This window comes from Quadrisphaera sp. RL12-1S, assembly GCF_014270065.1.
GTDB lineage: Bacteria > Actinomycetota > Actinomycetes > Actinomycetales > Quadrisphaeraceae > Quadrisphaera.
On sequence record NZ_JACNME010000005.1, the window covers coordinates 171,337 to 197,753 of the forward strand.

Genomic DNA, 26,417 nt, shown 5'->3' on the forward strand with positions numbered 1-26,417 from the left:
ACCGCGTGACGGACCTGCAGGCCTCGACCACCGCTCCCGCCCGCGCGAAGGCCGACGCGCTCGTGATCGCCGTGGCCCCCGGGCCGCAGGTGCTGGGTGCCGAGGCGCTCCCCCGCCCGCTGCGCGCCTCCCTGTCGCCGGAGGCCCTGACGGCCCTCGGCGTCAGCGGGAAGGCCGACGAGGTGGTGCGCCTGCCCGCCGGCGAGTCCGTGAGGGCCGGCGTGGTGGTCCTCACGGGCACCGGTCCGCTGCCCGGGGGCGAGGTGACGGCGGAGCAGCTGCGCCGGGCCGCCGGGGCGGCGACGCGCTCGCTGGCCGGCGTGGGCTCCGCCGCGCTCGCCCTGCCCGCCGACGACGTCGAGAGCGCCGCGGCCGTGGCCGAGGGCGCTCTGCTCGGCGCCTACGCCTACCGCGCGCAGCGGGCCCGCACCGCCGAGGGCTCGAAGGCCCCTGTCGCGTCGCTGGAGCTGCTGACCCCGCTGGCCCGCGACAAGGGGCTCGGCGCGCGCCTGCGGCGCGCCGCCGTCCTCGCCGATGCGGTCTACAGCGTGCGCGACCTCGTCAACGCCCCGCCGAACGAGCTCTACCCGGAGACCTTCGCCGCGTTCGCGCGCGACGCCGTCAAGGGCACCGGGGCCGGGATCACCGTGCTCGACGAGGAGTCGCTCGCCGCCGGGGGCTACGGCGGCATCCTCGGCGTGGGCCAGGGCTCCGAGCGCCCGCCGCGGCTGGTGCGCGTCGAGCACGCCCCGAGGCGCCCGACGGCCCACCTGGCCCTGGTCGGCAAGGGCATCACCTTCGACTCCGGCGGCCTGTCGCTCAAGCCGCCGACCGGCATGGTCACGATGAAGTGCGACATGGCCGGCGCCGCCGCCGTCCTCGCCGCCGTCGTGGCCGCCGCCCGGCTCGACCTGCCCGTGCGCGTCACGGGCTGGCTCGCGCTGGCCGAGAACATGCCCTCGGGCACCGCGCAGCGCCCCTCCGACGTGCTCACCACCTACGGCGGCCGCACCGTGGAGGTGCTCAACACCGACGCCGAGGGCCGCCTGGTCATGGCCGACGCCCTCGTCGCCGCCGGGGAGGAGCAGCCCGACGCGCTGGTCGACGTCGCCACCCTCACCGGCGCCCAGGTGGTGGCGCTCGGCTCCCGGGTCAGCGCCGTCATGGGCGACGACGCGCTGCGCGCGTCCGTGCTGGCCGCCGCCGAGCGCGCCGGGGAGCAGTTCTGGCCGATGCCGCTGCCGGAGGAGCTGCGCGCCTCGCTGGACTCCCCCGTGGCCGACATCGCCAACATCGGCGACCGCAACGGCGGGATGCTCGTGGCGGGCCTGTTCCTGCGCGAGTTCGTGCCGGACGGCGCCGACGGTGAGCGGATCCCGTGGGCGCACCTGGACATCGCCGGGCCCGCGTTCAACGAGCACGGCCCGCACGGCTACACCGGCAAGGGGGGCACGGGCCACGCCGTGCGGACCCTGGTCGCCCTCGCCGAGGACCTCGGCGCCCGGTGAGCTAGGAGGTCCCCTCCTCGCGGCGCTTGCGAGCCGTCCACTCCCGCATCCGCTGCGGGTAGCCGGTGAGGTTGACGTCGTAGACGGGGATGCCGGTGCGGCGCGCGAAGTCGCGCGCCGTGGCGGGGTCCGGCACGCGCCGCCGCGTCCACTCGCCGTCCTGCGCGACCAGCACCACCGTGGTGGGCGTCACGTTGGTCGCGGGCTCCACGTACGCCTCGACGCCCGTGCGCGTGGCGGCGAACTCCGCCAGGTGCGCGGAGTCCGGGCCGCCGGCGCGGCGTCCTCCACGACCGGCGGCACGGGAGGACGCCCGGGACGACGAGCGTCCCAGGCCCAGGCGCGAAAACAGACCCACGCGGCACACGGTAACGGCGTCTGGGAGCATGGCCGGTGAGCGCGGCGCGGCAGGGATGCCGCCGTGCCGCCGACACGCGAGTGGAGGAGGGTCTGGTGGCCGAGTCTGTCTACGACGTCGTCGTCCTGGGCGGTGGCAGCGGTGGGTACGCGGCGGCCTTCCGGGCGGCGGAGCTCGGGCTGAGCGTCGCCCTGGTCGAGAAGGACAAGCTCGGCGGGACCTGCCTCCACAAGGGGTGCATCCCCACCAAGGCGCTGCTGCACGCCGCCGAGGTGGCCGACGCCACCCGCGAGAGCGAGCAGTTCGGCGTCAAGGCGACCTTCGAGGGCATCGACATGCCCGCGGTGAACAAGTACAAGGACGCCACCATCGGCCGCCTGTACAAGGGCCTGCAGGGCCTGGCGAAGGCCCACAAGCTCACCCTCGTCGAGGGCGAGGGCAAGCTCGTCGCCCGCGACACGGTCGAGGTGGACGGGCAGAGGTACACCGGCAAGAACGTGGTGCTGGCCACCGGCTCCTACTCCCGCTCGCTGCCGGGCCTCGAGCTCGGCGGGCGCGTCATCACCAGTGAGAACGCCCTCCAGCTCGACCACGTGCCGGACAGCGTGATCATCCTGGGCGGCGGCGTCATCGGCGTGGAGTTCGCCAGCGCCTGGAAGTCCTTCGGCGCCGACGTCACCATCGTCGAGGCGCTCCCGCGCCTCGTGCCGGTGGAGGACGAGGCCGCCAGCAAGGCCCTGGAGCGCGCGTTCCGCAAGCGCAAGATCGCCTTCAAGACCGGCGTGCGGTTCTCCGGCGTCACCCAGGACGACTCCGGGGTCACCGTCTCGCTGGAGTCCGGCGAGCAGCTCACGGCCGACTACCTGCTCGTGGCCGTCGGCCGCGGCCCGGTGACGGCCGGCCTCGGGTACGAGGAGCAGGGCGTGAAGGTCGAGCGCGGGTTCGTCATCACCGACGAGCGCCTGCGCACCGGCGTCGAGGGCCTCTACGCCGTGGGCGACATCGTGCCCGGCCTGCAGCTGGCCCACCGGGGCTTCGCCCACGGCATGTTCGTGGCCGAGCAGATCGCTGGGCTCAACCCGGTGCCCGTGGTCGACTCCGGGATCCCCCGCGTCACCTACTGCGACCCCGAGATCGCCTCCGTGGGCCTGTCCCAGAAGCAGGCCGAGGAGGCCTACGGCGCCGACCAGGTCGAGTCCCTGGAGTACAACCTCGCCGGCAACGGCAAGAGCCAGATCCTCGGCACCCAGGGCTTCGTCAAGCTCATCCGCCGCAAGGACGGCCCGGTCGTCGGCTTCGTCGCCGTCGGCGCCCGCATGGGCGAGCAGGTGGGCGAGGCCCAGCTGATCGTCAACTGGGAGGCGCTGCCCGAGGAGGTCGCGCAGCTCGTGCACGCCCACCCCACCCAGAACGAGTCGCTCGGCGAGGCGCACCTCGCGCTGGCCGGCAAGCCGCTCCACTCGCACGCCTGAGCCCTGAGGAGACCCAGAACACATGCCCTCCGTGGAGATGCCGGCGCTCGGCGAGAGCGTCACCGAAGGCACCGTCACCCGCTGGCTCAAGAACGTCGGCGACACCGTCGAGGTCGACGAGCCCCTGCTGGAGGTCTCGACCGACAAGGTCGACACCGAGATCCCCTCGCCCTTCGCGGGGACGCTGACCGAGATCCTCGTGCCCGAGGACGAGACCGCCGAGGTCGGCGCGAAGCTCGCCGTCATCGGTGACGCCTCCGGGACCGACTCCGGGACCGCGTCCGAGCCGGAGCCCGAGCCGGCGAAGGCCGAGCCCGAGGCGGCCCCCGCGCCCGCCGAGGCCGAGGCGCCCGCTCCCTCGACGCCGAAGAGCTCCAGCGGCTCGGGCAGCGGCTCGGGCGGCGAGGCCCAGGCCGTGACGATGCCCGCTCTGGGCGAGTCCGTCACCGAGGGCACCGTCACCCGCTGGCTCAAGGGCGTCGGCGACACCGTCGAGGTCGACGAGCCCCTGCTGGAGGTCTCGACCGACAAGGTCGACACCGAGATCCCCTCGCCCTTCGCGGGGACGCTGACCGAGATCCTCGTGCCCGAGGACGAGACCGCCGAGGTCGGCGCGAAGCTCGCGCTCATCGGCGGCTCCGGCGGCTCCAGCTCCGAGGACGAGGACCGGGCCTCCGGCTCGCTGGCCGACGAGGTCGTCGAGCGCGAGAAGGCCGAGCAGCAGGCCATGGACGCCGAGTCCGGCTCCTCCTCGAAGCCGTCCCAGGACGACGTGCCGGACCGGCAGGTCGCCCCCGAGGCCCCCGCCAGCGCCAGCGGCGCCGAGCAGGCCAGCGAGGACTACAACAGCCCGGCCCCGCAGACCGGTGGTGGCGTGACGCCGCCGGTCGCGCCGAGCAGCACGGCTCCGAAGGCCCCCGCCGACGTGTCCGCGTACGTCACCCCGCTGGTGCGCAAGCTCGCCGCCGCCGAGGGCGTGGACCTGTCCACGGTCACGGGCACCGGCGTGGGCGGCCGCATCCGCAAGGAGGACGTCCTCAAGGCCGCTGAGGCCGCGAAGGCGAAGGCCGCCCCGTCGTCGCAGCCGGCCCCCGCCGCCGCGCCGTCGTCCTCGGCCCCGAAGGCCCCGGCCGCGCCGAGCATCTCCGCCAAGCGCGGCACCACGGAGAAGATGACCCGCCTGCGCAAGGTCATCGCGCAGCGCATGGTCGAGTCGCTGCAGATCTCCGCGCAGCTGACCACCGTGGTCGAGGTGGACGTGACGCGCATCGCCAAGCTGCGCGAGCGCGCCAAGGACGCCTTCAAGGCCCGCGAGGGCGCCTCGCTGAGCTACCTGCCCTTCATCACCCTGGCCACGGTCGAGGCGCTGAAGCAGTACCCGCAGGTCAACGCCAGCATCGAGGGCGAGTCGATCGTCTACCACCCGCAGGAGAACATCGGCATCGCCGTGGACACCGAGCGCGGCCTGCTCGTGCCGGTGGTCAAGGACGCCGGTGACCTCAACCTGGCCGGGATCGCCCGCAAGATCGGTGACCTCGCCAAGCGCACCCGCGACAACAAGGTGACGCCCGACGAGCTCGGCGGCGGCACCTTCACCATCACGAACACCGGCAGCCGCGGCGCCCTGTTCGACACCCCGATCATCAACCAGCCGCAGGTGGGCATCCTCGGCACCGGCGCGGTCGTCAAGCGGCCCGCCGTGGTGACCGGGCCCGACGGGGACGACGTGATCGCCGTCCGCTCGATGATGTACCTGGCGCTCTCCTACGACCACCGCCTGGTGGACGGGGCGGACGCCGCTCGCTTCCTGGTGGCGCTGAAGACGCGCCTCGAGGAGGGCGCCTTCGAGGCCGAGCTCGGTCTGTGAGGATCGTCGCGGCCGGTGCGTCCGGCATGATCGGCGCGCCGCTGGTCCGCTGGTGGCGCAGCGCCGGCCACGACGTCGTCACGCTCGTGCGCCGGGCTCCCACCGCACCCGGTGAGGTGCGGTGGGACCCGGCGTCGGGTCGGCTCGACCCGGCCCTGCTCGGGCGGGTGGACGCCGCCGTCAACCTCGCGGGCGCGGGCGTGGGCGACCACCGGTGGACCGAGTCCTACAAGCGGACGGTGGTGGAGTCGCGCACGTCGTCCACCGCCACCCTCGCGCGGGCGCTCGCCGCTCTCGACGACCCGCCGCGGGTGCTGCTGCAGGGCAGCGCCATCGGCTACTACGGGGACCGCGGCGGGGAGCCCCTGGACGAGTCCTCCACCGCGGGGGACGAGTTCCTCGCCCGCTGCTGCGTGGCGTGGGAGGCGGCGGCCGCCCCCGCCCGCGCCGCCGGCATCCGCACCGTCTCGCTGCGCACCGGCCTGGTCATGGCCTCCAGCGGCGGTGCCTTCGGGCAGGTGCTGCCCCTCGTGCGCCTCGGGCTGGGCGGACCGCTCGGCTCCGGGCGCGACTGGTGGTCCTGGATCACCCTCGAGGACGAGCTGCGGGCCATCGACCACCTCCTGCACGCCGACGTCTCCGGTCCGGTGAACCTCGTGGCCCCCGACCCGCGGCCCAGCGGCGAGATCATCAAGGAGCTCGCGGCGGCGCTGCACCGGCCGGCCGTGCTCCCGGTGCCCGCGCTGGCGCTGCGCGCCGCGCTCGGCGGGTTCGCCGAGGAGGTCCTCGCCAGCCGCCGGCTGGCCCCGACGGCGCTGCTCGGCAGCGGCTTCCGCTTCAGCCACCCGGACCTGGCGTCCGCGGTGCGGTGGACGCTCGCGCACTGATCCTCACGCCGTCTCGGCGACCCGCCAGCGGCCGTCCACGCGCTGCAGCAGCAGCCGCGAGGTGACGGGACCGCTGTCCGGGACGTCGACGGAGCGGTCTCCGGTGGTGACGCGGTGGGCGCTGACCTGCGTCACCACCCGGACCCAGGCGCGCTCGCCGTCCCGCCGCTCCACCTGCGCGGACAGCACGCGGGTCTGGGCGCCCTCCAGCTCGCTGCCCGCCATCGACGCGACCAGCGCCGCGTCCGCTCGGGCGGGCGCGGAGCCCGGCACGTCGACCCCGTCGGCCCCGTCGACCAGCGACGGGCGGTGCTCGGCCACCGCGCGGACCCGCAGCTGCGCCAGGGCGGGCACGGCGGCCGCGGGGTCTTCGGAGGTGAGGCGCGCGTCCGGGCGCTGCGCGGCCCCCAGGGCGGCAGCGCCCCCGGTGAGCAGGGACAGCACGAGCAGCCCGCCCGCCCACCGCAGCGGGTGGCGCGCCAGGCGGGCCCCCACCCGGCGGCGCCCCGGCGGGCGGTCAGGAGCCGCGGCGGCGGCGCGCCGGATCCGCTGCGTGACGGTGGGCGCGCCGGCCGGCCCGGCGGGCAGGGCGACCGGCACCGGCCGCACCGCCTCCCAGCATGAGCGCGCCAGGTCCTCGGCGCGCGGGGCCGCCGGCGCCTCCACGGCCAGCGCGGCGCGCAGCAGCGCCTCCACGGCGCGCCGGTCCTCGGAGTCCGCAACGGCGTGACAGGCGCGGGCGTCGGTGCCGAGCGCGCCGAGGGCGAGCCGCGCGAGGTCCCGCACGTCGTCCCCGGGGCGGTGGGCCGGCTGGCGCGGCCGGGCCCCGGAGGCGCGGTGGCGCAGCTCGCGGCGGCGCAGGCCCTCGGGCACGGCGGAGCGGGCCCCTCCCCAGCCGAGCAGCAGCGGCAGGCCGGCGTGGTCGAGCAGGACCCCCTCGGCGCAGACCTCGCCGTGCACGAGCCCCACCTCGTGCAGCGCCGCCAGGGCGCTGCCCACGCCCGCCACGAGCACCGCGACCTCCCCGGGGGCCAGCGGCGACCGCTCGGCGAGCAGGTCGGCGAGGGTGGTCCCGGAGGCGGGCCCCAGCACCTGGACCGCTCCCTCGCGGCAGCGCACCACCCGCACCAGCGGCAGCACGTGCGGGTGGGCCAGGCGGCGCCGCAGCGAGGCCTCGTCCAGGCCCGTCAGCGAGCCCGTGCCGCCCGCCGGGCGCACCCGCTGCACCACGACGTCGCGCCCGTCCTCGTCCACGGCCCACCACGCGGCGGGGCGACCGGGCACCGGGGGCGCGAGCAGCGCCCCCACGAGCAGGCCGGGCACCTGCGGGGCCGACGGCACGGCGGGGGCGGTCGCGGATCGGGGCACCGGCACACCCTGCCCGTGCCGCCGCGCCTCCCGCTGGCGCCGGCGGCCCGCCTGTGGACAACTGGTCCCCGTGGATCACGGGGTCGACGTGGTGGTGGTGGGTGCGGGCCTGGCGGGCCTGGCGTGCGCGCTGCGGCTGGCCGCGGCCGGCGCGCAGGTGCTGGTGCTGGAGTCCGACGACGGCCCGGGCGGGCGGGTCCGCACCGACGACGCGGGCGGGTTCCGGGTGGACCGCGGCTTCCAGCTGGTCAACCCCGCCTACCCGGCGCTGCGCCGCGTGCTCGGCGAGGACGGGATGGCCGACCTGGCCCTCCAGCCGTTCGGCGCGGGCGCCGCCGTGGCCGCGGGCCGGCGCCACCACGTGCTGGGCGACCCGCGCCGCCTGCCCTCGGCGGCTCTGCCGTCGCTGCTGGCGCCGCTGGGCTCGCCGGTGGAGAAGGCGGCGTTCCTCGCGTGGGCGCTGCGCGCGGCCACGGCCGACCCCCGCAGCGTCCGCGACGGGGCCGACGAGCCGCTCGCGAGCGCGCTGGACCGGGCTGGGGTGCGGGGGCGGCTGCGCACGGGCGTGGTCGACCCCTTCCTCGCCGGGGTGCTCGGGGACGGCGAGGGACGCACGTCCGCGTCGTTCGCGCGCCTCGTGGTCCGCTCGTTCGTGCTGGGCACCCCGGGGGTCCCCCCGGACGGCGTGCAGCGCCTGCCCGACCTGCTCGCCGGGCGGCTGGCCGCCCTGCCGGGCGCGGAGCTGCGGACGCGGACGCCCGTGGAGGAGGTCCGGCGCACCGGCGACGGCGTGCGCGTGCGCACGGCGGACGGCGAGCTGGGCGCGCGCGCCGTCGTCGTCGCCACCGACCCGTGGACGGCGGCCCGGCTGCTGCCCGGGCTCGACGTGCCCGCCCCCCGCGGCCTCACCACCTTCTGGCACGAGGCGCCCGAGCAGCCGGCCCGCGGGTCCCGGGCCCGGCTGCTCCACCTCGACGGCGACCGGCGCGGCCCGGTGGTGAACAGCGCGGTCATGACGGCCGTGGCGCCCGGCTACGCGCCCACGGGGCGGCACCTCGTGGCCAGCACGGTGCTGGGAGCGGAGCCGGGCGCCGCGCCCGGGCTCGAGCCGGTGGTGCGCCGCCAGCTGGAGCACGTGTGGGGGCAGGGGACGGCGGACTGGGAGCTGGTGAGCACCAGCGCCGTGCCGCACGCCCTGCCCGCGCTGCTGCCGCCGCTGCGCGCCCGGCAGGACCCCGACCTCGGTGAGGGCGTGCTCGTGGCCGGTGACCACCGCGACACCGCCAGCCAGCAGGGCGCGCTGACCTCGGGACGGCGCGCGGCCGGCGCGGCGCTCAGCCGGCTGGGCCTGCCGGCACGGGCGTGACCACCCGCAGCTGCGCGGCGCTGGTGCGGGCGGCGTCGAGCACCTGCGCCACGTGCAGCGTCTCGCGCGGGGGCACCGGCACCGCGCCGGGGTCGCCCGCGCGGACCGCGGCGGCGACGGCGCGGTAGAAGTCGGCGGGCTCCCCCGGCGCCGTGGGCACCGGCCGCCGCTCCGCGCCGGCCACCACCCAGCCGGTGCAGCGGGGCTCGTCGGTGAAGCCCGTGAACGCGGCGGGCTCGCCCTCGAAGTCGGTGACGACGTACGCGCCGGAGGTCCCGAGGAGCCGGGTGCGGGGGCCGGGCGCTCCCACCAGGGAGCCGACCGCGAGGTGCGACCGGACGCCGCTGGCGTGGGTGAGGGCGAGCACGGCGTCGTCCTCCGACGGCGTGGTGCGGGCGGCCAGCTCGGCGTAGACGGCGCTGACCGGCCCGAACAGGTCGACGGCGGCGTCCACCACGTGGCTGCCCAGGTCGAGCAGGAGGCCCCCGCCCTCGGACGCCGGGGCGTTCTCGCGCCAGCGCTGCTTGGGCACCGGGCGCCACCGCTCCCAGCGGCGCTCGAAGCGGAACGGCCGTCCCACCTCACCGGTGCGCAGGAGCCGGCGCAGGGTGCGGTGCTCGTCGGAGTGCCGGCGGTTCTGGAACGTGGTCAGCACCGTCCCGGCCGCCTCCGCGGCCTCCACCACCCGCTGCGCCTGCGCCGCGTCCACCGCGAGGGGCTTGTCGACGACGACGGCGAGACCCGCGGCGGTGCAGGCCAGTGCCTGCTCGGCGTGGACGCCCGACGGGGAGGCCAGGACCACCGCGTCGACGGCGCCGGCGGAGGCCGCCTCAAGCACGGCGTCGAGGTCGGGCACCACGCGCGCACCCGGCAGGTCCGAGCGGACCGCGGCGCTGCGGACGGCGTCGCGCGTGGCCACCACCGCCACCTCCGCGCCCGCGGCCCGCAGCAGCGGGACGTGGAAGGAGCGACCGGAGTCGCCGTACCCGACGAGGCCCACGCGCACCCGCCTACCCTAGGCCGGTGCAGCAGGGCCCTTCCGTGGAGCGCGTGAGCGGCGTCGGCGCCGGTGGCCTCGTGGACTACCTCGAAGCGTGGGAGCTGCAGCGCGCCGTGCACGCCGACGTGGTGGCCGGGCGCCGCGGCGACGCGCTCCTGCTGCTCGAGCACCCGCCGGTCTTCACGGCCGGCAAGCTCACCGAGCCCGCCGACAGGCCCCTCGCGGGCGGGGGGATCCCCGTCGTCGACGTCGACCGGGGCGGCCGGATCACGTGGCACGGCCCGGGCCAGCTGGTGGGCTACCCGATCGTCTCGCTGACCGGCCGCATCGACGTGGTCAAGCACGTGCGGCGCGTGGAGGAGCTGCTCATCGCCGTCTGCGCCGACCTCGGCGTGAGCGCCGAGCGGGTCAGGGGCCGCAGCGGCGTGTGGGTCGCCGGGCGCAAGGTGGGCGCGATCGGCATCCGCGTGGCGCAGAGCGTCACGATGCACGGCTTCGCCCTGAACTGCGACAACGACCTCGGTGCCTACGGCGCGATCGTGCCGTGCGGCATCGCCGACGCCAGCGTGACCACGCTGTCCGCCGAGCTCGGCAGGACCGTCACCGTGGCGGAGGTGCTGCCGCTGGTGGAGGCCCGCGCCGCGCTCCTGGACCCCGCGCGCGAACCGGACGGGGCTGCGCGCGTCTCAGGGTGAGACGCGCGCTGGCGCGGCCCGCCGCGCCTGGGTTGGGTGGTGCCCGACCCCCTCCGGCGACCGGGCCGGCGGGGCCTCGACGAGGAGGAGCGCCGTGAAGGCCCTGCGCGTGCACGAGTACCACCAGCCGCCGACGCTGGACGAGGTGGCCGAGCCGGAGGTCAAGGGTCCCTGGGACGTGGTGGTCGACGTCGGCGCCGCCGGGCTGTGCCGCACGGACCTGCACGTCCTCGAGGGGCAGTGGGAGGCGATCCAGCACCCGCCGCTGCCCTACGTCCTCGGTCACGAGAACGCCGGCACGGTGCGTGAGGTGGGCTCAGCGGTGAGCAACGTCGCCCCCGGCGACCTGGTGATCATGCACCCGCTGGTCACCTGCGGCCTGTGCCTGCCGTGCCGCAACGGGCAGGACGCCCACTGCGAGAGCGCGACGTTCCCGGGCCTCAACGTCGACGGGGGCATGGCCGAGCAGATGCTCACGAACGCGCGCTCCGTGGTGAAGCTCGACGCAGGGCTGCAGCCCGCGGCCGTCGCGGCGCTGGCTGACGCCGGCGTCACCGCCTACCACGCGGTGCGCAAGGCCGCGGGGGTCCTCTTCCCGGGCACCCACGCCGTCGTCGTCGGCGCCGGCGGGCTGGGGCACATCGGCATCCAGACCCTCGCGGCCATCACCAGCGCCCAGATCACCGTGGTGGACCGCAACGAGGCCGCGCTGGAGCTGGCGAAGGGCATCGGCGCCCACCACACCGTGCTGGCCACCAGCGACGCCGAGGTGGAGAAGGCGGTGCTCGACGCCACCGACGGCGGCGCCCACGTGCTGTTCGACTACGTCGGCGAGCACGGGGCCGAGCTGCTCGCGCCGAAGCTGCTCCGCAACCGCGGCCAGCACTACGTCATCGGCTACGGCGGCGAGGTGCGGGTCCCCACCATCGAGGCCGTCATCCGCGAGATCAGCGTGGTCGGCAACCTCGTGGGCACCTACCAGGACCTCGTGGAGCTCATGGCCCTCACCGCGCAGGGCCGGGTCACGCTGCACACCCGGGAGTACCCGCTGGAGGCGGCGCTCGACGCCATCCACGACCTGGAGGCCGGAGCCATCCGGGGCCGCGGGATCCTCATCCCCTGAGCTGGGCGCGCGGCACCTCGATGCCGTACGCGCTGATGCGGCGGTAGACGGTGGCGCGGGAGATGCCGAGCCTCTCGGCGGCCCGCGCCACCGTCGTCCCCGGGACGCTGAGCGCCTTGACGATCTCGTCGCGCTCGAGGGCCTCGAGCCGGCTGAGGCTGCGCCGGGTCCTGCCGGCGAGGTCGGCCGGCAGGTGGCGGACCTCGATGACGTCGGTGCGCGCCGAGGCGGTCTGCACCACCTGTCGCAGCTGGGTGGCACCACCGGGCCACGCCGCGCTGCGCAGCGCGTGGGCGGCGGCCGGCGTGATCGCCACGTCGCGGTGGCGGTGCACCCGGGCGAAGTGCTCGGCCAGCGGCACCACGTCCTCGGGCCGGTCGCGCAGCGACGGCACCTCGACGACGACGTCGACCAGCGCGGCCAGCGCCTCGGGCAGGGACGACGCCTCGTGCTCGGTGAGCACGAACGGCTGCGGCGAGCCGTCGCCGCGCCGGGCTGCGGCGAGCAGCCCCGCCAGCTGGTCGACGGCCCACGCGGGCAGCCCGGAGCTGCCCGACACCACGGTGCAGGCGCCGTCCTCGTGGAGCACCGGCGTCCAGGCGGCCAGCCACGCGCCGACCTCGTCCGCGCCCGGGGTGCGGGCGGCCAGCAGGGTGCCGCGCAGCTCCGCGCGCCGGCGCGCGGAGGCCACCAGGGCGGTCTTGCCCGCACCCGGCTCCCCCGCGAGCGCCACGACGCGCCCGGCGAGCAGCGCGCGCTCGGCCTGCTCCACCGCCGCGCGCCAGGGGCGGGAGGTGCAGGGGTCCGCGGGACCGGCGGCGCGGGCGGGCACCACGCGGTACACCTGACCGCGCGGTGAGGTGGGCGCGACCGTCGTCGTCCTGCTCTGCCCGAGCGCGGGGGCGCCTCCGGTGCGGGCGAGCATGAGGGCGGAGGTGCTGCGGGCCGCGGTGGTGGCGAGGGCGAGCAGCAGGCCCGAGGACGAGCGCGACCAGGTGGTGAGGTTGACGGTGCCGGCGACGTCACCGGTGCGCGGGTCGAGCACGGGCGCGGCGGCGCACGTGTACTCGCGCAGGCTCTCCACGTAGTGCTCCGGGCCGCGCACGAGGCTGGGCGCGCGGTCGGCCAGGGCCAGGCCGAGGCCGTTGGTGCCGGCGTGGGCCTCGGCGTAGGAGAAGCCCGGGGCCAGGTGCACGCGGTCGAGGGAGCGGTGCATGGCGGCGTCGTCGAGGAAGCGCTGCAGCACCAGGCCGGTGGCGTCGGTGAGCATCACCCCGACCGGTTCGCCGGCCAGCGTCGAGCGGAGCTCCGCGAGGACGGTGCGGCCCGACTCCACGAACAGCGGGTCGACGTCCACGGCGCCGCTGTAGACGGGTGGGACCTCGTCCGGCGGCACCTCCAGGTGCCGGCTGCGCTCCCACGACGCGCGCAGCCGCAGCGACGACTCCGCCGACGTGCCCGCCAGCGCCTCCGGTGCCATCCCCCACCCCCGCGGCCGGAGGCAGCGCCGCCCCCGGGTGCCGGTCAGCGTAACGCCGTGACCGCGTGGCGTCTCACAGTGAGACGTCCGCCCCCTGTGGGACGGCCCGCCCGGGTGCGACCGTGGTCGAGGAGCAACGACGCACCACCTCGACGAGGAGGCACCGTGTACAGCAAGGACGGCACCGACTACTTCATCCTCGACGCGCACGTCGCGCTGTGGGACGCCCGCCCGGAGAACCTGCGCAACGTCCACGGCAAGCAGTTCATCGACTGCTTCTACGACTACCACCGCAACCTCTCGCCCGAGAGCGAGCAGTGGAGCTACGAGGAGTACCTGTACCAGGGCGGCGCGCGCCTCATGAAGGACCTCTTCGAGGACGGGTACGTCGACCACGCGATCTTCCAGCCGGCGATCCTGTCGGAGTTCTACAAGAACGGCTTCGGGCAGACCGAAGAGGCCTTCGCCCTCGCGCAGGCCCACCCCGACAAGCTCACCTACAACCACGCGTTCGACCCGCGCTTCGGCGAGCGGGGCCTGGAGCAGCTGCGCCGCGACGCCGAGCGGATGCACCTCAAGGGCGTGAAGCTCTACACCGCGGAGTGGCAGGGCGAGTCGCGCGGCTACAAGCTCACCGACCCGTGGAGCTACCGCTACCTGGAGGCCTGCCAGGAGCTGGGCATCACGAACATCCACGTGCACAAGGGCCCCACCATCCGCCCGCTGGACCGCGACGCCTTCGACGTCGCCGACATCGACGCCGTGGCCTCCGACTTCACCGACCTCAACTTCGTGGTGGAGCACTGCGGGCTGCCGCGCCTGGAGGACTTCTGCTGGATCGCCACGCAGGAGCCCAACGTGTACGCCGGCCTGGCCGTGGCGATGCCGTTCATCCACTCCCGCCCGCGCTACTTCGCGCAGATCATGGGCGAGCTCATGTACTGGATCGGCGACAGCCGGATCTTCTTCTCCTCCGACTACGCCATCTGGACGCCCCAGTGGCTGGTGGAGAAGTTCGTCGACTTCCAGATCCCCGAGGACATGACGGAGTACGCGCCGCTGACGACCGACTCCAAGAAGCGCATCCTCGGCCTCAACGCCGCCGCCCTGTACGACATCCCCGTGCCGGAGCACCTCCAGGTGGCGCCCGAGCCGGCCGACGTCCGCGAGCCGGCCGTGAAGGCCGACAACGCGCGCGCCGCGGACTCCGAGCTGCTCACGGGGATGGCGTGACGGCCCTGCAGACCCGTCCCGAGCAGCGGACCAGGCTCGAGCAGGAGGCCTGGGACGCGCTCGGGGCGGTCATGGACCCCGAGCTCGACGAGGCGATCACGTCGCTCGGCTTCGTGAGGAGCCTCGAGGAGGACGACGACGGGTCGGGCTCGCTGCGGGTGCACCTGCGCCTGCCGACGTCGTTCTGCTCGCCGAACTTCGCCTACCTCATGTGCTCCGACGCCAAGGACGTGCTCTCGGCGCTGCCCGGTGTGGGCCGGGTGCTGGTGGAGCTCGACGACCACCACGACTCCGACCTCATCAACCGCGGCCTCGCCGCCGACGCCGGCTACCGGGGCACGTTCGGGCACGAGGCCGAGTCCGACCTCGACGAGCTGCGGCTCACCTTCCGCCGCAAGGCGCACACGGCGGCCGCCGAGCGGGCGCTCACCGCCCTGCTGCGGGCCCGCCCCGAGCTGGGCGAGCACGACGTGCACGCCGTGCGGCTGGGTGACCTGCTGCCCGAGGACGCGACGCAGGCCCTGCTGCGCCGACGCTCGGCCCTGGGGCTGTCCGTCGACGACGACGCACCCGTCGCCGTCGACGACCACGGCGCGCCCGTGGCGCCGTCGGTGGTGGGGATGTGGCTGCGCAAGGCCCGCTCGACGCGCATCAGCATCGACGGGAACGCGCACTTCTGCCGCGGCCTGCTGGCCACGCGCTACCCGGGGGCCGAGCTCGACCAGGGCCCCCGCGACGAGGGCACCGCGCCGGTCCCGGTGCAGCTGCTCACCCGCCGCCCCGCCTGACGGGGCTGTCCCACCCCACTCGCGTCTGTTCGAAGGAGAGCAGTCATGAAGCGTCTTCTCGCGCTCGGAGTGTCGATCGGCGTCCTGGCCGGAGTGCTCACCTGGGTCGGGTTCTCCCTGCCCAGCGCCGGGACCACGGCCGCCGTGCTCGTGGTCTGGGTGGGCTTCGCCGCCTGGGCGCTGTTCTACGCCGCCGGCGGCGGCACCGGAGGGCTCGGCAAGACCGTCGCCTCCACCCTGTCCGGCGTGGTGTGGGGGTGGCTGATCATCCAGGCCGCCACCGCCGCCATGAGCGGCAACGCCCTCGTGCTGGGGGTCGCGGTGGCCGTCGGCGCGTTCGGCATGTGCGTGCAGGCGGCGTGGAAGCCGCTGGCCTTCATCCCCGGCGCCTTCGTCGGGGCGGCGTGCTTCTTCGGCACGGGCGCCAGCGGGGCCGCGGTCCTCGCGTCGGTGGTCTCGCTCGTGGTCGGGGCCGTGCTGGCCTTCGCCTCCGAGAAGGGCGCGGACCTCATCGAGCCGCTGCTCGGGCGCAGGCCGACCGCGCGACCGGCCACCCCCCGCACGAGCCGCCACGCCTGACCGGCCACGCCGCGACTGTGGACGCTGTGTCCCGGTGTGGGCCTCCACACCGGGACACAGCGTCCACGGTCGCTCTCGCGCCGCGGCGTGAGGGCTACAGCTGCGGGGTCACCAGGGACGCGAAGGCGTCGAGGTGGTCGAGGTCGGCCAGGTCGAGCACCTGCAGGTAGAACCGGGTGGCGCCGGCCTCGACGTAGCGCCCCAGCAGGTCGGTGACCTCGCCCGGCGTGCCGCAGAAGCCCTGCTCCCGGACCTGCTGGGGGTCACGGCCGATCGCCGTGGCGCGCCGGGCCACCTCGTCGTCGTCCTTCCCGAGGACGAGCAGGTGCGCCACCGACATCTCGATGCTGCCCGGGTCGCGCCCGACCGCCTCGCAGGCGGCCCGGACGCGGGCGAAGCGCTGGCCGGCGTCCTCGGGGGTGCAGAAGCCGGCGTTGAAGTCGGCGGCGTACCGGGCGGCGAGCTCCGGCGTGCGCTTCTTGCCCGCCCCGCCGACCACCACGGGCAGCGGCTGCTGCACGGGCTTGGGCAGCGCCGGGGAGTCCTTGACCGCGTAGTGCTCGCCGGTGAAGTCGTACGTGGTGCCCGCCGGGGTGGCCCACATGCCGGTGATGAGCTCGAGCTGCTCGGCGAGCCTGTCGAACCGCTCCCCCAGCGCCGGGAAGGGGATGGCGTAGGCGGCGTGCTCGGCCTCGAACCAGCCGGCGCCCAGGCCCAGCTCCACGCGGCCGCCGGACATCTCGTCGACCTGCGCCACCTGCACCGCGAGCACGCCGGGGTGCCGGAACGTGGCGGAGGACACGAGCGTGCCCAGGCGCACCGTGCTCGTCTCGCGGGCCAGGCCCGCGAGGGTGGTCCAGGCGTCGGTCGAGCCGGGAAGCGCCTGCGCGGGGTCGTCCGACATCGCGAGGTAGTGGTCGGACCGGAAGAAGGCGGAGAAGCCCGTCTCCTCGGTGCGCCGGGCCACGGCCAGCAGCTGGGAGTACGTGGCCCCCTGCTGGGGCTCGGTGAAGATCCGCAGGTCAGGTCGCTGGCTCACGGACCACGACCCTACGCACCGCCCGTCGCCGCGCCTGCCCGAGCACCACCCCGGCGACGACGAGGAGCAGCCCGGTCCACTGCCAGGTGCTGAGGTGCTCCCCGGCCAGCGCCGTGCCCAGGGCCACGCCGGCCACCGGGTTGAGCAGGCCGACGACGGCGACGGCGCTCGCGTCCAGGCGCGCCAGCCCGGCGAACCAGGCCGTGAACGCGAGCGCGGTGGCCACGAGCGAGACGAAGGCGAGGGCGAGCACGGCTGCACCGTCGAGGGTGGGAGGTGGTCCCGCCACCGCTGCCGCCACCGGTGCGAGCAGCAGCCCGCTGAGGGTGAGCTGCCAGGCGGTCATCGTCAGGGCGGACGGGACGGGCTCACCGGCGGCGGTGGCCCGGCGGGCCCAGCGCTGGGACAGCACGGTGCCGACGGCGAAGACGACCACGCCCGCTGCCGCGGCGCCCACGCCCAGCGGGTCGAGCCCGGAGGTGGCCGCGCCGACCAGCAGGACGACGCCGAGCAGCCCCACCAGCGCGGCTGCGACGGACGCCAGGCGGGGCCGCTGGGCGAGGAGGGGCCACGACAGCGCCAAGACCACGAGCGGGCTCAGGCCGGTGGCCGTGGCGGCCACGGAGGAGGGCAGCAGCTGGGCGCTCGCGTAGACCAGGGAGAAGAAGGCGCCGTTGACGAGGGTGCCGAGCACGGCTGCGCGCCACCACCACGGACCGCGCAGGAACCGGCCCCGCTGGTGCAGCGGCAGCACTAGCAGCACCAGGCCGGCGGGCAGGGCGCGGAGCACGCCGCCCCACAGCGGGTCCGGCGGCAGGGCTTGGCCCGTCACCCAGTACGTGGCGCCCCAGGAGAGCGGGGCCACGGCCGTCAGAGCGACCCAGCGCCAGTTGCCTTCCATGGAAGACACAATGCCTTGCCGGGAAGATATGTTCCAGGGGTGAGCGACCACGACCACGTGGCGCGGCTGCAGGAGCAGTGGCGCGCCGAGAGGCCGGACCTGGACGTCACCCCCCTCGGCGTGATCGGCCGGCTCCACCGGCTGGCCGCCGCCCTGACCCGCGAGCTCGAGGCCGTCTACGCCCAGCACGGGCTGTCCGAGGGCGACTTCGACGTCCTGGCCGCGCTGCGCCGCTCCGGTGCCGACCTGACCGCCGGCGAGCTGGCCGCCGCCACCATGGTCACCACCGGCGGGACGACCAAGCGCCTCGACCGGCTGGAAGGAGCCGGGCTCGTCACCCGCCGCACCAGCGACACCGACGGCCGCGGCCGCGTGGTCGCGCTGACCGCCGAGGGGCACCGCGTCATCGACGCCGCCTTCAGCGACCACGTGGCCAACGAGCACCGGCTGGTCGGGCAGATCCCCGACGCCGACGCGGCGGCGCTGGAGCGCATCCTCAGGGACTGGCTCGCCCAGCACGAGGCGCCCGCGGATGTCGCCCGACCCCGTTGACGCCCCCGCGGCCCGCACCTAGCGTCCGCCGCATGGCCCCCCGTCACGCGCAGGTGCACCCCGCCTGCCTCGCCGTGACGCGGAAGATGCCCCTGTACGCCGAGGACACCACCCGCGGCGACCTGCGCCCCTGAGCACGGCCGCGCGCCCTGCGCACCCACCCCGGCCCGGTGACCACCCCCAGCTCAGGAGCACAGCCATGCCCAGCACCGAGGAGAAGCAGGTCAAGCTCGGCCTCTTCGAGACCCCCGTCCTCAACGTCGGCGGGATGACGACGTGGACCCACCCCGACAACCAGACCCACCGCTACGCCGACCTGTCGTACTGGGTGGAGACCGCCGAGCGCCTGCAGGACGCCACCTTCGACTTCTGCTTCCTCGCTGACAGCTACGGCCACGGGGAGATCGGCGGTGCCCGGCCCGACGTCAACGCCCGCGAGGCGATGGAGCTCCCCCGGCTCGACCCGATGCTGCTCGTGCCCGCCATGGCGCACGCCGCGCAGCAGCTGGGGTTCGTGGTGACGGCCTCGACGGTGTTCGAGCCGCCGTTCGCCAACGCCCGCCGCTTCTCCACCCTCGACCACCTCACCCGGGGCCGGGTCGGGTGGAACGTGGTGACGTCGAGCTTCGCGGAGAGCGCCTCGGCCAACTTCGGCCGGCCGATGGTCCCCCACGACGAGCGCTACGCCATGGCCGAGGACCACCTGCTCACCACCTACGCCGTCCTCGAGGGCTCCTGGGAGGACGACGCGGTGCTGGCGGACAAGGCGGGCCGCACCTACGCCGACCCCGCCAAGGTCCACCGCGTCACCCGCACCGGCCCGTACTTCTCCGTGGACGGGTACAGCAACACCGCGGCCTCTCCCCAGCGCACACCGGTGCTCTTCCAGGCGGGCACGTCGACGGCGGGTCTCGGCGTCGGCGCACGGCACGCGGAGTGCGTCTTCCTCCAGGGCTCCACCAAGGCCCGGCTGTCCGAGCACGTGGCGACGCTGGACCGGCTCGCCGTCGAGGCCGGACGGGCGCCCGGGTCGGTGAGGACGATGGTCGGGCTGTCCGTCGTCGTCGCCCCCACCCGCGAGGAGGCCGAGCGCCGGTACGCCGAGTACCTGGCGCTGAACACCCGCGAGAGCGCCATCGCCAGCTACGCGCTGTTCACCGGCATCGACCTCGGCGCCTACGACCCCGACGCGCCGTTCGCGGGGATCCGCACCGAGATGGGCCAGAGCCAGGTCGACAGGCACCTGCGGCAGGCCGGTGGCGCTCCCGGACCTACGGTGGGCGACGTGATCGAAGCGCACCGCACGCGCGGCTCCCGGGGGATGGTGGCCGTCGGCTCCCCCGACGACGTCGTCGGGGAGGTCCTCGACCTGGTCGACTCCACCGGCGTGGACGGGTTCCTCCTGGAGCCGTTCGTGCAGCCCGGCTCGGTGGTCGACGTCGCCGAGCACGTCGTGCCGCGGCTGCGCGCCGCCGGCCGGTTCCGCACCGAGTACACCGAGGAGACGCTGCGGGAGCGGATGTTCGGCGCCGGCCACCGGCACCTGCCCGCCGACCACCCCGGCGCCGCGGCGCGCACCTGGGCGACGGCGTGAGCGCCGGCTCGCCGGCCGGCCTGGTCGCCGTCGACGACGCACCCGACGCAGCCACGGCGCACCGCGCGCTGCGCGACGCGTTCGGCCGCTTCCCCAGCGGCGTGGTCTCGGCGTGCGCCCGGGTGGACGGCTCCCCCGTCGGCATGGCCATGAGCTCGTTCACCTCCGTGTCGCTCGACCCGCCCCTGGTGCTGGTCTGCGTCGACCGGGCGTCGTCCACCTGGCCGACGCTCGTCGGCGCTGAGCGGCTGGGGATCTCGGTGCTCGGCGAGGCCCACGACAGGACGGCGCGGCAGCTCGCCTCCCGCACCGCCGACAGGTTCGCCGGGCTCTCGCTGGTCGACGGCGACGGGGGCGCGCTCTTCGTCGAGGGCGCCGCCGCGTGGCTGGAGTGCTCCGTGGAGCAGGAGCTGCCCGGGGGCGACCACCTGGTGGTGCTGCTGCGCGTGCACGCCCACCGGGTGCTCGAGCCCGGACCCCTGGTGTTCCACGCGAGCACCTTCTCCACGGTGGCACCTACCCTGGTGGGGTGATGAGCGCATGACGCTGGCACCTGAGGGACGTCGGATGCTGCGGGTGGAGGCCCGCAACGCCGCCGTGCCCATCGAGCGCAAGCCCGAGTGGATCCGCACCACCGCCAAGACCGGCCCGGAGCACCAGAAGCTGACCGCCCTCGTCAAGAGGGAGGGCCTGCACACCGTCTGCCAGGAAGCCGGCTGCCCCAACATCTTCGAGTGCTGGGAGGACAGGGAAGCCACCTTCCTCATCGGCGGTGACCAGTGCACCCGCCGCTGCGACTTCTGCCAGATCGACACCGGCAAGCCCGCCGCCTTCGACGCCGACGAACCCCGCCGCGTCGCGGAGTCGGTGGCCACCATGGGCCTGCGCTACGCCACCATCACCGGCGTCGCCCGCGACGACCTGGACGACGGCGGAGCGTGGCTGTACGCCGAGACCGTCCGACGCATCCACGCCAACCCCACCGTCGACGGTGCTGGGACGGGGGTGGAGCTGCTCATCCCCGACTTCAACCGCGACCCCTCCCAGCTGGCGGAGGTCTTCTCCTCCCGCCCGCAGGTGCTGGCCCACAACGTCGAGACCGTCCCGCGGGTGTTCAAGCGGATCCGCCCCGCCTTCACCTACGAACGCTCCCTGGGGGTCATCACCGACGCCCGCGAGGCGGGCCTGGTGACCAAGTCCAACCTCATCCTGGGGATGGGGGAGACCTACGAGGAGGTCGTGCAGGCGCTGCGCGACCTGCACGCGGCGGGCTGCGACATCATCACCATCACCCAGTACCTGCGGCCCTCCCCGCGCCACCACCCCGTGGAGCGGTGGGTCAAGCCGGAGGAGTTCGTGGCGCTGCAGACCGAGGCCAGCGACATCGGGTTCACCGGGGTGCTGGCCGGGCCGCTGGTGCGCTCCTCCTACCGCGCGGGACGGCTGTACGCGGCGGCGCTCGCCGCCCGCGGTGGGCAGCTGCCCGAGCACCTGGCCCACCTGGGCGCCGCCTCAGCGGCCGGCCCGGCCCGCCAGGAGGCCACCGCCGTCCTCGCCCGCCACAGCTGACGGCCCGCTCCCGCTGACCGCCCGGACGGGCGTCGCCTGGTCGCCGCACGGCGTCAGGGCGTCGCCCGTCAGCGCGCCTAGAATCTTCCCCATGGCCCGCCGCTCCGACCCCGCGCCCTCGTCCGCCCCGGCGGAGGGGCGCCGTCGAGGGCTGTTCCGCCGCAAGCCCCGCACCGGTCCCGGGCGCATCGCGCAGATGCGCGAGGTCTACCGGATGACCGCCCGCGTCGACCCGTCCATCACGTGGTGGATGCTCGGCGCGCTGCTGGTCCCGCTCGCGGTCTTCGTGGTCATCGGCGTCCTCACCGGCCACCCCATCTACTTCAGCATCATCGGCGTGCTGTTCGCCGTGCTGGCAGCGCTGTTCGTGCTCGCCCGCCGCGCCGAGTCGGCCGCGTACAAGAGCCTCGAGGGCCAGCCCGGTGCCGCCGGCGCGGCGCTGCGCACGCTGCGCCGCGGCTGGCTGGTCGAGGAGGAGCCGGTCGCCATCGATCCGCGCACCCGTGACGTCGTCTTCCGCGTGGTCGGGCGCCCCGGCGTGGTCCTCGTCTCCGACGGTCCCGCCCCCCGCGTGGCGCGCCTGCTGGAGGACGAGCGCCGCAAGACCGCGCGCGTGCTGCGCGACGTGCCGCTGCACACCATCCAGTGCGGCCGCGGCGAGGGCCAGACCCCGCTGCCCAAGCTGCCCCGCGCGGTGCAGCGGCTGGAGCGCAAGCTCACCAAGCAGGAGGTCGCCGAGGTCACCAAGCGCCTCAAGGCGCTCGGCGGTGTGCGGCCGCCCATCCCCAAGGGCATCGACCCGTTCCGCGCCCGCCCCGACCGGCGTGCGGTGAGGGGCCGCTGAGCAGGGACGCGCGCTCCCGCCGGCGCGTGGAGGCCCTCGTCGTCGACGTCGACGGGGTCCTGCGCCGCTGGGACCCCGACGAGTGGGCGGCCGCGGAGGCCCGCGCGGGCGTCCCCCGGGGCGCCCTGTACCGCGCGGCGTTCGACAAGCCGGCCCTGCGCTCCGTCGTGACCGGCCGGACCACCGACGCGCAGTGGCGCGAGGGCACGGCCGAGCGGCTCTCGCAGGCGCACGACGTGCCGCTGGAGTCCGCGCGCGACGTCGTGGCCAGCTGGTCGGCCTCCGCCGGCCAGGTGGACCGGGGGGTCCTGCAGCTGGTCCGGGAGCAGCGGGCACGGCGGCGCGTGGTGCTGCTGAGCAACGCCACCGACAGGCTCGACGCGGACCTCGCCCGGCTCGGGGTGGAGGACGAGGTGGACGCCGTCTACGCGACGTACCGGATCGGCGTCGCCAAGCCGGACCGGGCCGTGTACGAGCACGTCGCCGCCGACCTCGGGCTGCCCACGTCGGCGTGCGCCTTCGTGGACGACTCCCCGCGCCACGTGGCGGGCGCCGAGGCCGCCGGCATGGTGGCCCACCTCTTCACCGGAGCGGCCGACCTGCGCGTCTTCCTGGACACCCTCGACGCCTGACGATGCCCTGCAGGCATCGAGAAGGTGCCTGGAAAGCATCGCCGATGTGCCGGCGAGGCTCTGGACAGGCGCTGCTGCGACCCCGACAGTTGCCCGGGCGCTCCACCGTCGGGGCGCTGCGCGGGTGAGGAGCAGCGATGACAGCCACGGGCACGTCGGTCACGGGGTCCACGTCCACCTCGGCGCGGGGCGGCCTGGCCCGCAGCCTGGGCCTGGTCGCGCTGGTGGGCCTGGGACTGGGCTACATGACGCCCACGGTGGTGTTCGACACCTTCGGGATCGTCTCCGACACCACCGGCGGCGCGGTGCCGTCCGCCTACCTCCTGGCGCTGGTGGTCATGGCGCTGACCGCCACCAGCTACGGCAAGCTCGTCGCGGTCTTCCCCTCGGCCGGGTCGGCGTACACCTACGTGCGCGAGGTGATGCACCCGAACGTCGGGTTCATGGTCGGCTGGTCGTCCCTGCTCGACTACCTGCTGCTGCCCATGGTCAACGCCCTGATCGTCAAGCTGTACGTCGAGCAGGTCTTCCCGTCGGTGCCCAGCTGGCTCGTGGTGGTGGTCTACACGGTCTGCACCACCACGCTCGTGGCGGTCACCATGCGCGGCACCTCCAAGGTCAACCTGGTGCTGCTGGCCGCGGCCGTCACGGTGATGGCGGTGTTCGTGGTCATCGCGAGCTACCAGCTGCTGCAGGGCGAGGGCGCCGGCACGCTGGTGAGCGCGCGGGCCTTCGCCGGCCCCGAGACCACGCTGCCGCTCGTCCTCACCGGCGCGACGGTCGTCTGCTTCTCCTTCATCGGCTTCGACGCGGTGACCATGTACGCCGAGGAGGCCAAGACCCCCCGGACACTGCCGCGGGCGATCATGCTCACGGTGCTGCTGGGCGGGGCGATCTTCCTGGTGGCGGCGTACGTCACGCAGCTGCGCTTCCCCGACAACGGCCCCTTCGGCGAGTTCACCGACGACCCGCTGCCGCAGATCGGCCACCTCGTGGGCGGTCCCCTGTTCCAGGCGCTGCTCGTGGGCGCGGCGTTCGTGGCGACCGTGGCCTCGGGGCTGGCCTCCCACGCCAGCGTCGCCCGCATGCTGCTGGTGATGGGCCGCAACGGCGCCCTGCCCGGGCGCGGGCTGCGCTGGGTCAGCCCGCGCACGCACACCCCGGTCATCAACATCATCATCGTCGGCGCCGTGTGCCTGCTCGCCGTGGACTTCTCCCTCGAGCTCATCTCGGCCTGCATCAACTTCGGCGCGCTGGTGGCGTTCACGTTCGTCAACGCCTCGGTGATCGCCCACTTCGCCGTCCGCCGCCGCGAGGTGCGCACCCCGCGCGAGGTGCTGCGCAACGTGGTGGTCCCCGCCGTGGCGACGCTGCTGACGGCCGCGCTGTGGACGCAGCTGCACAGCGACGCGCTCGTCGCCGGGGGCGTCTGGGCCGCGATCGGCCTGGTGTACCTGCTGGTCTACACCCGCGGGCTGCGCCGCCCGATGGCCTCTCTGGAGGAGTAGGACGACGACGGCGGGGTGCGCGGGCTCAGCGGAGCCCGTGCGCCGCGAGCAGCGTGAGCGCGGCGAGGCTCACCGCGTCCACCAGCCGCCCGTCGGCCACCATGGCGTCGACCTCGTCGCGGGAGGACCAGCGGGTGACCAGGTCGGCCTCGGTCTCCTCCAGCTGCTGCGGCCCCGGGGTGAGCCCCTCGGCCAGCCAGGCGTGACCGCGCTGGGAGGTGAGGCCGGCCGCCAGGTCGAATCCGCCCAGCGGGGTGAGGCGCTCGGCGCGCAGGCCCGTCTCCTCGGCCAGCTCCGCGCGGGCGAGCTCTTCCAGGGACCCCGAGGCGCCGTGCGACCAGCTGCCCTGCGGGAACTCCCAGCGACGGGCCCCCACCGGGTAGCGGTGCTGCTGGACGAGCCACCACCCGTCGCCGGGTCCGTCCGCCGGGGTGGTGCGGGGCAGCACCACGCAGAAGTCGGGCTTGTCCACCACCCCGTAGACGGCGGTGGAGCCGTCCTCGCGGCGGACCAGGTCCTCCCGGACGCTGATCCAGGGGTTGGCGTAGACGACCCGGCTCTCCAGCTGCTCCACGCGGGCGACGCTAGCGGCGGCGCAGCAGCACGGTGCCGGCGAGCCTGTCGTGCAGCTGCCGGCCGTCACCGCCGGGCAGCAGAGCGGGCACGAACAGCCCGACCAGGACGGCGCGCAGCAGCGCCGCGAGCGGCGGCGGGGGCGTCGTCGTGGTGACGAGGCGGTGGACCCGCAGGCCCACCAGGGCGTGCCCGAAGCTGCCGCCCAGCGTGGCGACCAGGACCACCTGCTCGGCCACGAAGAGCAGCAGCGTCACCACCGGGTCGTAGTGGAAGAACGCGTAGGAGACGAGCGAGCAGGCCAGCCAGTCCACGACGAGCGCGACCACGCGCCGGCCCGGGGAGGCCAGCGAGCCGGGGCCGGCCTCGGGCAGCCCCAGGCCCCGACCGGGCCAGGTGTCCGCGGGTGCGCTCACGCTGCCCAGGCTAGGCGAGCGCGGCGTCCCCCTCAGGTGGGGGTGAGCCGGTGCAGCACCAGCGCGGCGGTGGCGCGGGTGCGGCCGTCGGCGGTGGCCAGGCGGTAGCCCAGCAGGTCCTCCAGCCGCGCCAGCCGGGTCTGCACCGTGGAGTGGTGCAGTCCGAGCACCGCCGAGGCCGCGCGGCTGCTCTCGGTGCGGACCACCGCCTCGAGCGTGTCCAGCCCCCACGGCTCGCGAGCGGCCTCCCTCAGCGCGACGACGTCGGGGTGGACGGTCCGCACGTCGGCCGGCACGCCGGCCAGCAGGCTCAGCGCGCCCAGCTCCTCCCAGCGCACCACCGGTGCGATGCGCGAGGCCAGGCGCAGCGCGACCAGCGCCTGCGACCACGACGACGGGAGGTCGTGCAGCCCGACGGCGCTGCCGACCCCGGCCAGGCACGCCGAGGAGAAGCGCACGGCCTCCACCAGGGAGGCGCGCACGTCGCCGTCGGCCGTGGCCAGCACCGCGCTGCGCCGGCTGAAGGGCGCCGGGGCGTCGGCGGCCGAGGCCACCACGTGCACGCGGGCGCCGTCGGGCAGGCGGAGCCTGCGGGCGGCCTTGCGGCGCGCGTCGTCCGAGGAGGGCGACAGCAGGATCTCCACGGCGCCGGCGTCGTCGTCGAGGGCCGCCGGGGAGACCCGCTCGAGGGTGAGGTGCACCCCGGCCGCGAGCCGCTCCAGCAGCACGCCGTCCAGGGAGCTCGGTTCGGGCCGCTCCACCCACACCACCGCGCCCGAGCCGTCGTCGAGGGCGTGGTGGGGCCAGCGCTGCACCTCGTCGGCGGCGACGACCGGCTCGGTGGGCCGCCCGTCGGCGCCCACCCGCAGGTAGAGGCGGTGCTGGGGGTGCGCGAGCCCGGCGGGGTGACCGGCGAGGACGGCGGCCCCGCGCAGGAACGACTCCAGCCCCGCGCCCCGGCCCAGCAGGGTGTCGAAGTGGAGGATGATCTTCATGGCGGCGCCGGCGTCCTCGTCGAGGGCGCTGAGCCGCTGGATCAGCTCCTTCACCGCCGCATCACCGGAC

Annotated in this window: 26 protein-coding genes; 17 read left to right on the forward strand and 9 right to left on the reverse strand. The window is 75.4% G+C overall.

Annotated elements, in window-relative coordinates; all coding sequences use genetic code 11:
• Positions 1 to 5 precede the first annotated feature (5 nt).
• Entirely contained in the window at positions 6 to 1,508 is a 1,503-nt protein-coding gene (locus H7K62_RS11725) for a leucyl aminopeptidase (RefSeq protein WP_186718313.1), read from the forward strand.
• A gap of 1 nt (position 1,509) precedes the next feature.
• Here the strand turns inward: H7K62_RS11725 and H7K62_RS11730 are convergent, their stop codons facing one another.
• Positions 1,510 to 1,866, reverse strand: a complete 357-nt coding sequence (locus H7K62_RS11730) for a thioredoxin domain-containing protein (protein WP_222437474.1) — start codon at positions 1,864 to 1,866, stop codon at positions 1,510 to 1,512.
• Between the two features lie 92 nt (positions 1,867 to 1,958).
• Here H7K62_RS11730 and lpdA point away from each other — a divergent pair, with 92 nt between their 5' ends.
• The 3 genes from lpdA to H7K62_RS11745 are packed head-to-tail and all read left to right on the forward strand — an operon-like array spanning position 1,959 to position 6,092.
• Complete coding sequence (gene lpdA / locus H7K62_RS11735; protein ID WP_255480202.1) at positions 1,959 to 3,338, forward strand: dihydrolipoyl dehydrogenase; 1,380 nt, start codon at positions 1,959 to 1,961, stop codon at positions 3,336 to 3,338.
• Positions 3,339 to 3,360: 22 nt separating this feature from the next.
• Positions 3,361 to 5,205: a 2-oxoglutarate dehydrogenase, E2 component, dihydrolipoamide succinyltransferase gene (gene sucB, locus H7K62_RS11740; RefSeq protein ID WP_186718324.1), complete on the forward strand. Its 1,845-nt coding sequence runs from the start codon at positions 3,361 to 3,363 to the stop codon at positions 5,203 to 5,205.
• A complete protein-coding gene (locus tag H7K62_RS11745; protein ID WP_186718326.1) occupies positions 5,202 to 6,092 on the forward strand; it encodes a TIGR01777 family oxidoreductase in 891 nt (296 codons plus the stop codon). The genes sucB and H7K62_RS11745 overlap by 4 nt, the downstream gene beginning before the upstream one ends.
• Before the next feature lie 3 nt (positions 6,093 to 6,095).
• On the opposite strand, the gene H7K62_RS11750 is transcribed toward H7K62_RS11745, so the two are convergent.
• Positions 6,096 to 7,460, reverse strand: coding sequence for a protein kinase family protein (locus H7K62_RS11750; RefSeq protein ID WP_186718726.1), 1,365 nt, complete (start codon positions 7,458 to 7,460; stop codon positions 6,096 to 6,098).
• A 70-nt stretch (positions 7,461 to 7,530) separates the two neighbouring features.
• Here H7K62_RS11750 and H7K62_RS11755 point away from each other — a divergent pair, with 70 nt between their 5' ends.
• Positions 7,531 to 8,826 (forward strand): NAD(P)/FAD-dependent oxidoreductase, encoded by a 1,296-nt coding sequence (locus H7K62_RS11755; RefSeq protein WP_222437475.1) that lies wholly within the window; start codon positions 7,531 to 7,533, stop codon positions 8,824 to 8,826.
• On the opposite strand, the gene H7K62_RS23875 is transcribed toward H7K62_RS11755, so the two are convergent.
• The gene (locus H7K62_RS23875; RefSeq protein ID WP_186718328.1) at positions 8,795 to 9,832 is read right to left on the reverse strand and encodes a Gfo/Idh/MocA family protein; all 1,038 of its coding nucleotides are present in this window, start codon (positions 9,830 to 9,832) and stop codon (positions 8,795 to 8,797) included. The two genes, H7K62_RS11755 and H7K62_RS23875, sit on opposite strands and share 32 nt — an antisense overlap.
• A gap of 17 nt (positions 9,833 to 9,849) precedes the next feature.
• On the opposite strand from H7K62_RS23875, the gene lipB reads away from it, so the two are divergent.
• Positions 9,850 to 10,521, forward strand: coding sequence for a lipoyl(octanoyl) transferase LipB (gene lipB / locus H7K62_RS11765; protein WP_186718330.1), 672 nt, complete (start codon positions 9,850 to 9,852; stop codon positions 10,519 to 10,521).
• A 94-nt stretch (positions 10,522 to 10,615) separates the two neighbouring features.
• A complete protein-coding gene (locus H7K62_RS11770) occupies positions 10,616 to 11,644 on the forward strand; it encodes an NAD(P)-dependent alcohol dehydrogenase (protein ID WP_186718332.1) in 1,029 nt (342 codons plus the stop codon).
• On the opposite strand, the gene H7K62_RS11775 is transcribed toward H7K62_RS11770, so the two are convergent.
• Positions 11,634 to 13,124: an AAA-type ATPase lid domain-containing protein gene (locus H7K62_RS11775; protein WP_186718334.1), complete on the reverse strand. Its 1,491-nt coding sequence runs from the start codon at positions 13,122 to 13,124 to the stop codon at positions 11,634 to 11,636. The two genes, H7K62_RS11770 and H7K62_RS11775, sit on opposite strands and share 11 nt — an antisense overlap.
• 165 nt (positions 13,125 to 13,289) lie before the next feature.
• Between H7K62_RS11775 and H7K62_RS11780 the strand changes: the two genes are divergently transcribed.
• Genes H7K62_RS11780 through H7K62_RS11790 form a run of 3 tightly spaced genes read left to right on the forward strand, consistent with a single transcriptional unit; the run spans position 13,290 to position 15,724 of the window.
• Positions 13,290 to 14,357: an amidohydrolase family protein gene (locus H7K62_RS11780; RefSeq protein ID WP_186718336.1), complete on the forward strand. Its 1,068-nt coding sequence runs from the start codon at positions 13,290 to 13,292 to the stop codon at positions 14,355 to 14,357.
• A complete protein-coding gene (locus H7K62_RS11785) occupies positions 14,354 to 15,145 on the forward strand; it encodes a metal-sulfur cluster assembly factor (RefSeq protein WP_222437476.1) in 792 nt (263 codons plus the stop codon). The genes H7K62_RS11780 and H7K62_RS11785 overlap by 4 nt, the downstream gene beginning before the upstream one ends.
• Positions 15,146 to 15,190: 45 nt before the next feature.
• Positions 15,191 to 15,724 carry a DUF1097 domain-containing protein gene (locus tag H7K62_RS11790; protein ID WP_186718338.1) on the forward strand — a complete coding sequence of 178 codons (534 nt, stop codon included), beginning with the start codon at positions 15,191 to 15,193 and terminating at the stop codon, positions 15,722 to 15,724.
• Between the two features lie 94 nt (positions 15,725 to 15,818).
• On the opposite strand, the gene H7K62_RS11795 is transcribed toward H7K62_RS11790, so the two are convergent.
• Positions 15,819 to 16,763 carry an LLM class F420-dependent oxidoreductase gene (locus H7K62_RS11795; RefSeq protein ID WP_186718339.1) on the reverse strand — a complete coding sequence of 315 codons (945 nt, stop codon included), beginning with the start codon at positions 16,761 to 16,763 and terminating at the stop codon, positions 15,819 to 15,821.
• A complete protein-coding gene (locus tag H7K62_RS11800; protein ID WP_186718341.1) occupies positions 16,747 to 17,664 on the reverse strand; it encodes a DMT family transporter in 918 nt (305 codons plus the stop codon). Before H7K62_RS11800 ends, H7K62_RS11795 begins: the two co-directional genes overlap by 17 nt.
• A gap of 39 nt (positions 17,665 to 17,703) precedes the next feature.
• On the opposite strand from H7K62_RS11800, the gene H7K62_RS11805 reads away from it, so the two are divergent.
• The 7 genes from H7K62_RS11805 (at position 17,704) to H7K62_RS11835 (ending at position 24,363) form a co-directional block, all read left to right on the forward strand.
• Positions 17,704 to 18,216 (forward strand): MarR family winged helix-turn-helix transcriptional regulator, encoded by a 513-nt coding sequence (locus tag H7K62_RS11805; protein ID WP_186718343.1) that lies wholly within the window; start codon positions 17,704 to 17,706, stop codon positions 18,214 to 18,216.
• A gap of 199 nt (positions 18,217 to 18,415) precedes the next feature.
• Positions 18,416 to 19,810, forward strand: a complete 1,395-nt coding sequence (locus H7K62_RS11810) for an NtaA/DmoA family FMN-dependent monooxygenase (RefSeq protein WP_186718345.1) — start codon at positions 18,416 to 18,418, stop codon at positions 19,808 to 19,810.
• Positions 19,807 to 20,343, forward strand: a complete 537-nt coding sequence (locus H7K62_RS11815) for a flavin reductase family protein (RefSeq protein WP_370591741.1) — start codon at positions 19,807 to 19,809, stop codon at positions 20,341 to 20,343. Before H7K62_RS11810 ends, H7K62_RS11815 begins: the two co-directional genes overlap by 4 nt.
• 7 nt (positions 20,344 to 20,350) lie before the next feature.
• Positions 20,351 to 21,379: a lipoyl synthase gene (lipA, locus tag H7K62_RS11820; protein WP_186718347.1), complete on the forward strand. Its 1,029-nt coding sequence runs from the start codon at positions 20,351 to 20,353 to the stop codon at positions 21,377 to 21,379.
• Positions 21,380 to 21,470: 91 nt separating this feature from the next.
• Positions 21,471 to 22,223, forward strand: coding sequence for a DUF4191 domain-containing protein (locus H7K62_RS11825; RefSeq protein ID WP_186718349.1), 753 nt, complete (start codon positions 21,471 to 21,473; stop codon positions 22,221 to 22,223).
• Between the two features lie 26 nt (positions 22,224 to 22,249).
• Positions 22,250 to 22,855 carry an HAD-IA family hydrolase gene (locus tag H7K62_RS11830; RefSeq protein WP_186718351.1) on the forward strand — a complete coding sequence of 202 codons (606 nt, stop codon included), beginning with the start codon at positions 22,250 to 22,252 and terminating at the stop codon, positions 22,853 to 22,855.
• Positions 22,856 to 22,992: 137 nt separating this feature from the next.
• Positions 22,993 to 24,363 carry an APC family permease gene (locus H7K62_RS11835; RefSeq protein WP_186718353.1) on the forward strand — a complete coding sequence of 457 codons (1,371 nt, stop codon included), beginning with the start codon at positions 22,993 to 22,995 and terminating at the stop codon, positions 24,361 to 24,363.
• 25 nt (positions 24,364 to 24,388) lie between these two features.
• On the opposite strand, the gene H7K62_RS11840 is transcribed toward H7K62_RS11835, so the two are convergent.
• Genes H7K62_RS11840 through H7K62_RS11850 form a run of 3 tightly spaced genes read right to left on the reverse strand, consistent with a single transcriptional unit; the run spans position 24,389 to position 26,401 of the window.
• Positions 24,389 to 24,937, reverse strand: coding sequence for an NUDIX domain-containing protein (locus H7K62_RS11840; protein WP_186718355.1), 549 nt, complete (start codon positions 24,935 to 24,937; stop codon positions 24,389 to 24,391).
• 10 nt (positions 24,938 to 24,947) lie between these two features.
• On the reverse strand, positions 24,948 to 25,352 hold the full coding sequence (locus H7K62_RS11845) for an RDD family protein (protein ID WP_222437477.1): 405 nt from the start codon (positions 25,350 to 25,352) through the stop codon (positions 24,948 to 24,950).
• Between the two features lie 32 nt (positions 25,353 to 25,384).
• Positions 25,385 to 26,401, reverse strand: coding sequence for a PucR family transcriptional regulator (locus tag H7K62_RS11850; RefSeq protein ID WP_186718357.1), 1,017 nt, complete (start codon positions 26,399 to 26,401; stop codon positions 25,385 to 25,387).
• Positions 26,402 to 26,417 lie beyond the last annotated feature (16 nt).